This is a genomic window from Rhizobium ecuadorense (assembly GCF_001187535.1).
GTDB lineage: Bacteria > Pseudomonadota > Alphaproteobacteria > Rhizobiales > Rhizobiaceae > Rhizobium > Rhizobium ecuadorense.
On record NZ_LFIO01001666.1, the window covers coordinates 1 to 324 of the forward strand.

The 324-nt window shown below is 53.4% G+C and carries 1 protein-coding gene; it reads right to left on the reverse strand.

The features are described 5' to 3' along the window. The coding region (locus tag AF337_RS32950) for a DUF3391 domain-containing protein (protein WP_152971312.1) at positions 1–256 on the reverse strand (256 nt) is incomplete at its 3' end. Positions 257–324: the final 68 nt, after the last annotated feature.

Genomic DNA, 324 nt, shown 5'->3' on the forward strand with positions numbered 1-324 from the left:
GCATGGATTTCTGGATGGTCTCGCGTGCCGCCTTGGTGTCGATCTCGATATTGCCACCTGGCAGGCCGTCAATATCCAGGCCTCTGCTGGTGTTGATGATCACGCCTGTCATGCCGTTCTTGCGAAGCTTCTGGGCATCGATTTCACGGCGCAGAAGAAATCTGCGCTTGGACAGAAAGGGATCGTGCCATGCACCCTCGATGGCCTCTACAAACATTCCGGTGCGCACCTGCCTGGCTTCGACCCGCTTGAGCATCCAGCTCTCTATTCCTGAAATAACTCTCTGTTTATTGTCGACCGTTCTTTTGCATCGCAGCAATATAT